Origin of the sequence: Methylopila musalis (assembly GCF_042679725.1) — a bacterium.
Lineage (GTDB): Bacteria > Pseudomonadota > Alphaproteobacteria > Rhizobiales > Methylopilaceae > Methylopila > Methylopila musalis.
The window spans coordinates 1-4774 of the sequence record NZ_JBHTMX010000211.1; the positions used below are offsets into that span (position 1 = coordinate 1).

Here is a 4774-nt window from a genome sequence, read left to right on the forward strand (position 1 = left end):
CAAGGCCGCGGAGCCCCAGGCGGACGCGGGCGCGCAGGACGCCAGTGTCCACGACGCCAACGCGGACGGCGGCGACGGCGGCGGCTGGTTCTCCGGCCTGCTCGGCGGCGATGACGGCGGCGACGCGGGCGGGGACGACGGCGACTGGGCCTGACGCAACACGATTGACCCGGGCGTACCCCTGAGGAACGCCCGTCCTCTCCCGACGAGGAGCGCGGCGATGACCTTCGACGACGAACACGGCCTGCGCCTCGGGGCGCAGGCGCCGACCGGGCGGCAGCGCGACCCCGCGCCCGCCGACGATCTGGACGACGGCGCGGCCTGCGCCGAGGATTCCGGCGCCGACAGCTTCCTCGACCGCTTCACCCCGCCGCGGGATCCGGACGCGCCCCTGCGCTGGTGAGGGTGGGGCTCTCCCTTGTCCCGGCCTTGAGCCGGGACCCAGAACCACTGAGCCCTCAAGCAAGACGCGACGGACGCCGGCGGCGGTGGTTTGTTCTGACACGCTGACGTCTCTGGGTCCCGGCTCAAGGCCGGGACAAGGACAGAGGGGCGTTTCGGCCCGGTGTCCTCGTGACGACCGCGCCACCCCCTCACTCGGCGGCGACGGAGTCCAGCGTGGCGGTGAGGTTGTCGAGGCTTGCGACGATGTGGTCGGCGAGCGCCTGCGCGGTTTCGGTGAGCGAGCCCACGTTGCGCAGCAGTGCGATCTTGCAGGTGGGGAGCGGGGGGAAGCCCTCCGCCTGGCCGAGCACCCGCATGCCGGGGCGGAGCGCGGATTCCGGCAGCACCGACACGGCGAGCCCCGCCAGCACCGCCGAGCCGACCGCGGTGAAGTTGCAGCTCGAATAGAGCACACGGCTCGGCCGGCCGGCGGCTTCGAGCTGGGCGAGGGCGGTTTCGCGCCATTCGCACACCGCCGTGCCGAGCGCGAGCGGCAGCACCGCCTCCTCGTGCGCCAGTCCCCGCTGGGAGGTGACCCAGAGCAGCGGCTCCTGCCGGATGATCTCGCCCACTGGGCGGCGGGCGGCGTGGGTGATGATGGCGAGGTCGAGCTCGTCGCGGTCCACGAACTGCACCAGATGGCTGGTGGGCTCGCAGATCACCGACACCTCCACCCGCGGGTTGGAGCGCGAGAACCGGGCCAGGATCTCCGGCAGGTAGCGCTCGGCGTAGTCGTCCGGCACGCCGAGCCGCACGCGGCCGGTCAGGGCGTCGTCCTCGAAGGCCGACACCGCCTCCCGGGACAGGTGGACGATGCGCCGGGCGTAGTCGAGCAGGCGTTGGCCGTCCTCGGTCAGCTTCGCGCCGCGGCCGTCGCGGGCGAAGATCGGCCGGCCGACCCGCTCCTCCAGCCGCTTCATCTGCATGGAGACCGCGGACTGGGTCTTGAACACCACGTCGGCGGCGCGGGTGAAGGAGCCCGTGTCCACGATGGCGACGAAGGTGCGCAGCTGGTCCACGTCGAGCAGGGCGGTCATGGCGATGTCCATCACTGACGGTGATGGCTTCTATTAGAAACATTCGTTTCACTGATCAGTCAAGCGGGCGCATGGTGACGGCGTTCCGGCAGGGCGTGCGGCGGTTTCGGGTGGCTTCGATGAGCGAGGCCGCGGATCGTCGCCTCGCGATCAGAAGGTCCCCGCCAGACCGTCGCACAGGAGGTCATCATGCCGTCGTCGTTCGAACGCCTCACGCCCGCCCGGATCGCCCCGGCCAAGGCCGTGGCCTTCGTGGCGAAGGACATGATGCGAACTCTGGCCCAGGCCGTGCGCGCCTGGCGCCGCCGCGCGCAGTTCGCCGAGCTTTCGGCGCTCGACGACCGCATGCTGGCGGACATCGGCCTCGCCCGCGGCGACATCGCCTCCGCGACGGCCGAGCCGCTGTGGCGCGATCCGACAGTCCGGCTGTCCGTCTTCGCGGTGGAGCGCCGGGCCGCCGAACGCGCGCACCAGCGCTGGCGGCGCGGCCTCATCGCCGCCCGGTCGCGGCCCGAGACGACCCGCCCGGCGCCCCGGCAACTGGCGGACGGCTGACGCGGCTTTTATGGCGCGGCCCCTCACCCGGCGCTTGCGCGCCGACCTCTTCCCGCCGGGGAGAGGTGAAGGGGCGGGCGTCCGTGCCTGAAAGCCGCCATGGGATGACGCGCGACGGCGGACCTGCGTTCACCTCTCCCCGGCGGGGAGAGGTCGGAGGGCGTCAGCCCTCCGGGTGAGGGGGGCCGGCGGCGTCTGAGGACGGTTCGAAAAGCGATGCTCGCCGTCATGCCCGGCGCATGCCGGGCATCCACGAGTTGAACGCGCAAGCCTTCAACGCCTGAAAGCCGCGGATGCCCGAGGACCACGCTTGGGCATGACGGCTGAGGTCACACGATGCGGGCGATGCGGAGCACGCCGTAGGTGCAGGCGCCGGTGCCGAACATCAGGATCATGGTCCAGAGGAAGCCGTGGGGCGACTCCACTCCCGGCAGGCCGCCCACGTTCATGCCGAACACGCCCGTCACCAGCGTCATGGGCAGGAACATGGCGGTGAAGATCGACAGCACGTAGAGGTTTCGGTTGGTGATCTCGGCGAGGCGGCCGGCGCGCTCGTCCTGAAGCTGGCGGGCGCGCTCCTGGGCGAGGTCGAGATCGTGGCCGACCGCGTCGAGCCGCGCCACCGCGTCGCGCAGGTCCGCGGCCTCCTCGGGCGTCGCCCAGGAGGGCAGGCGCGCCAGCAGCCCGCCGAGCGCGATGCGCTGGGGGCCGAGATGGCGGCGCAGATGGGCGAGCGTCCGCCGGGCGCGGCCGAGCGCGGCGCCGCCGTCCTTCACCCGGTCGGCGAGCACGTCGGTCTCCACGTCGTCCAGCTCCTCGATCGCCTCCAGCAGCGTGCCCGAAAACGCGTCGGACAGGTGGTGCAGCAGCTCCACCAGCAGCGGCGCGGGCTTGCGCTCGCAGCGGTTCAGCTCCACCGAGCGCCGCAGCCGGTCCACCGCCCGCAGCGCGTTGCGCCGCGCGGTGACGAAGCGGTGGTCGTCGAAATAGAGCCGCAGCGTGCCGACCCGGTTGGGGTCGTCGGCGAAGTCGTGGTGCAGGTCGCCCAGCACGCCCATGACGCCGTGCGGCCCGGCCTCGATGCGGATGTGGCGGTCGACGCCGACGAGGATCTCGCGGGCGTCCTCCGGCAGGTGCGGGCAGGTGGAGAGCCACTGCTGGACGCGGGAATCGGAGGCGTCGAGATGCAGCCAGACGAAGCCGTCGGGCGCGGCGAGCGCCGCGTCCACGTCCGCCCAGCCGAGCCGCTCCACGCGGCCGTCCGCGGTGGTGCGCACGCCGTAGATCAGGCGCTTGTCGTCGCTGACGAGCATCACGGCCTCCAGACTGCGGGGAGCGGTCGCCCCAGCGGGCGTAACGCCGGCGTGATCCGTTAGCGCCCCTCTATGACGTTCCGGCGAAGGGCGCCAGTGGTCATGCGACCGTCAGCTCCAGCGCGCCGACGCCCTCCACCCGGCCGGAGAGCCGGTCGCCGCGCACCGTGGGGCCGACGCCCGCCGGCGTGCCGGAGAAGATGAGGTCGCCCGGCGCCAGCTCGAAGTAGCGCGAGAGATAGGCGATCATCTCCGGCACCTTCCAGATCATCTGGTCGAGGTCGCCGGTCTGGCGGCGTTCGCCGTTCACGTCCAGCGTCACCGCGCCGCGGTCCGGGTGGCCGATCTCAGAGGCGCGGGCGAGGGGGCCGAGCGGCGCGGCGTGGTCGAAGGCCTTGCCGATCTCCCACGGGCGCTGCAGCTTCTTGGCCTCGGCCTGCAGGTCGCGGCGGGTGAGGTCGATCCCGACGCCGTAGCCGAACACCAGATCGAGCGCGTCGGCCTCGGCCACGTCCCGGCCGCCCTTTTCGAGCGCGACCACCAGCTCCACCTCGTAATGCAGGTCCGAGGTGCCGGGCGGGTAGGGGAAGACCGAGCCGTCCGGCAGCAGGGCGTCGGGCGTCTTCAGGAAGAAGAACGGCGGCTCCCGGTCCGGGTCGTGGCCCATCTCCACGGCGTGGGCGGCGTAGTTGCGGCCGATGCAATAGACCCGCCGCGCCGGGAACAGGGCGGAGGTTCCCCGCACCGCGACGGCGGGCCGGGGCGGCGGAGCGAACACGAAATCGGACATGGCGTTCCTTGCGAGGCGTTTCGGAGACGCGGCGCCGCTGGACCGTCGTCCCCGCGAACTCTAGAACTCCGCGCGACGAAAAGCGAACCGCCGAAGGGGCAGCCGCCATGGAGCTCACCGGGTCTCACCGCATCCCCGCGGCGCGCGAGCGCGTCTGGGCGGCCCTCAACGACGACGCGGTTCTGAAGGCGAGCCTTCCCGGCTGCGAGACGCTGGAGCGCGCCGGCGCCAACGACTACCGCGCCAGCGGCGCCGCCAAGATCGGCCCGGTCAAGGCCGCGCTGCAGGGCGGCTGGACGGTGGAGAGCCGCGAGGCCCCGGCCTCCGCCAGGCTGGCCGGGCAGGGCGCGGCCGGGCCGGACGGCTTCGCCAAGGGAACGGCGGACGTGTCGCTCGCGAGCGAAGGCGCCGAGACGGTGGTGACCTGGCGCATCGACGCGGAGGTGGGCGGCAAGATCGGGGCGCTGGGCTCCCGGCTCGTCACCGGCGTCGCGCGCCAGACGGTGGAGACCTTCTTCGGCAATCTCGCCCGCGAGATCGAGGCCCGGCCGGATCTCGGCGCGGCCGTGACGGAGGCGCCGCCGCTCGCCCCGGCGGACGAAGACGAGGCGCCGGCCGCGACGGCGCCCCAGCCG

Annotated in this window: 6 protein-coding genes; 3 read left to right on the top strand and 3 right to left on the bottom strand. The window is 72.9% G+C overall.

The window, feature by feature from the left end:
• Positions 1–220: 220 nt before the first annotated feature.
• The gene (locus ACFQ4O_RS15255; protein ID WP_378776835.1) at positions 221–403 is read left to right on the top strand and encodes a hypothetical protein; all 183 of its coding nucleotides are present in this window, start codon (positions 221–223) and stop codon (positions 401–403) included.
• A gap of 190 nt (positions 404–593) precedes the next feature.
• Here the strand turns inward: ACFQ4O_RS15255 and ACFQ4O_RS15260 are convergent, their stop codons facing one another.
• On the bottom strand, positions 594–1481 hold the full coding sequence (locus ACFQ4O_RS15260) for a LysR substrate-binding domain-containing protein (RefSeq protein WP_378776837.1): 888 nt from the start codon (positions 1479–1481) through the stop codon (positions 594–596).
• A 189-nt stretch (positions 1482–1670) separates the two neighbouring features.
• Between ACFQ4O_RS15260 and ACFQ4O_RS15265 the strand changes: the two genes are divergently transcribed.
• Positions 1671–2036 (top strand): DUF1127 domain-containing protein, encoded by a 366-nt coding sequence (locus ACFQ4O_RS15265; protein ID WP_378776839.1) that lies wholly within the window; start codon positions 1671–1673, stop codon positions 2034–2036.
• Between the two features lie 329 nt (positions 2037–2365).
• Here the strand turns inward: ACFQ4O_RS15265 and ACFQ4O_RS15270 are convergent, their stop codons facing one another.
• Positions 2366–3349, bottom strand: coding sequence for a transporter (locus ACFQ4O_RS15270; RefSeq protein ID WP_378776841.1), 984 nt, complete (start codon positions 3347–3349; stop codon positions 2366–2368).
• A 100-nt stretch (positions 3350–3449) separates the two neighbouring features.
• Positions 3450–4139, bottom strand: coding sequence for a fumarylacetoacetate hydrolase family protein (locus tag ACFQ4O_RS15275; protein WP_378776842.1), 690 nt, complete (start codon positions 4137–4139; stop codon positions 3450–3452).
• 107 nt (positions 4140–4246) lie between these two features.
• Here ACFQ4O_RS15275 and ACFQ4O_RS15280 point away from each other — a divergent pair.
• Positions 4247–4774 (top strand): CoxG family protein (locus ACFQ4O_RS15280; RefSeq protein ID WP_378776844.1); only part of this gene is annotated, 528 nt, incomplete at its 3' end.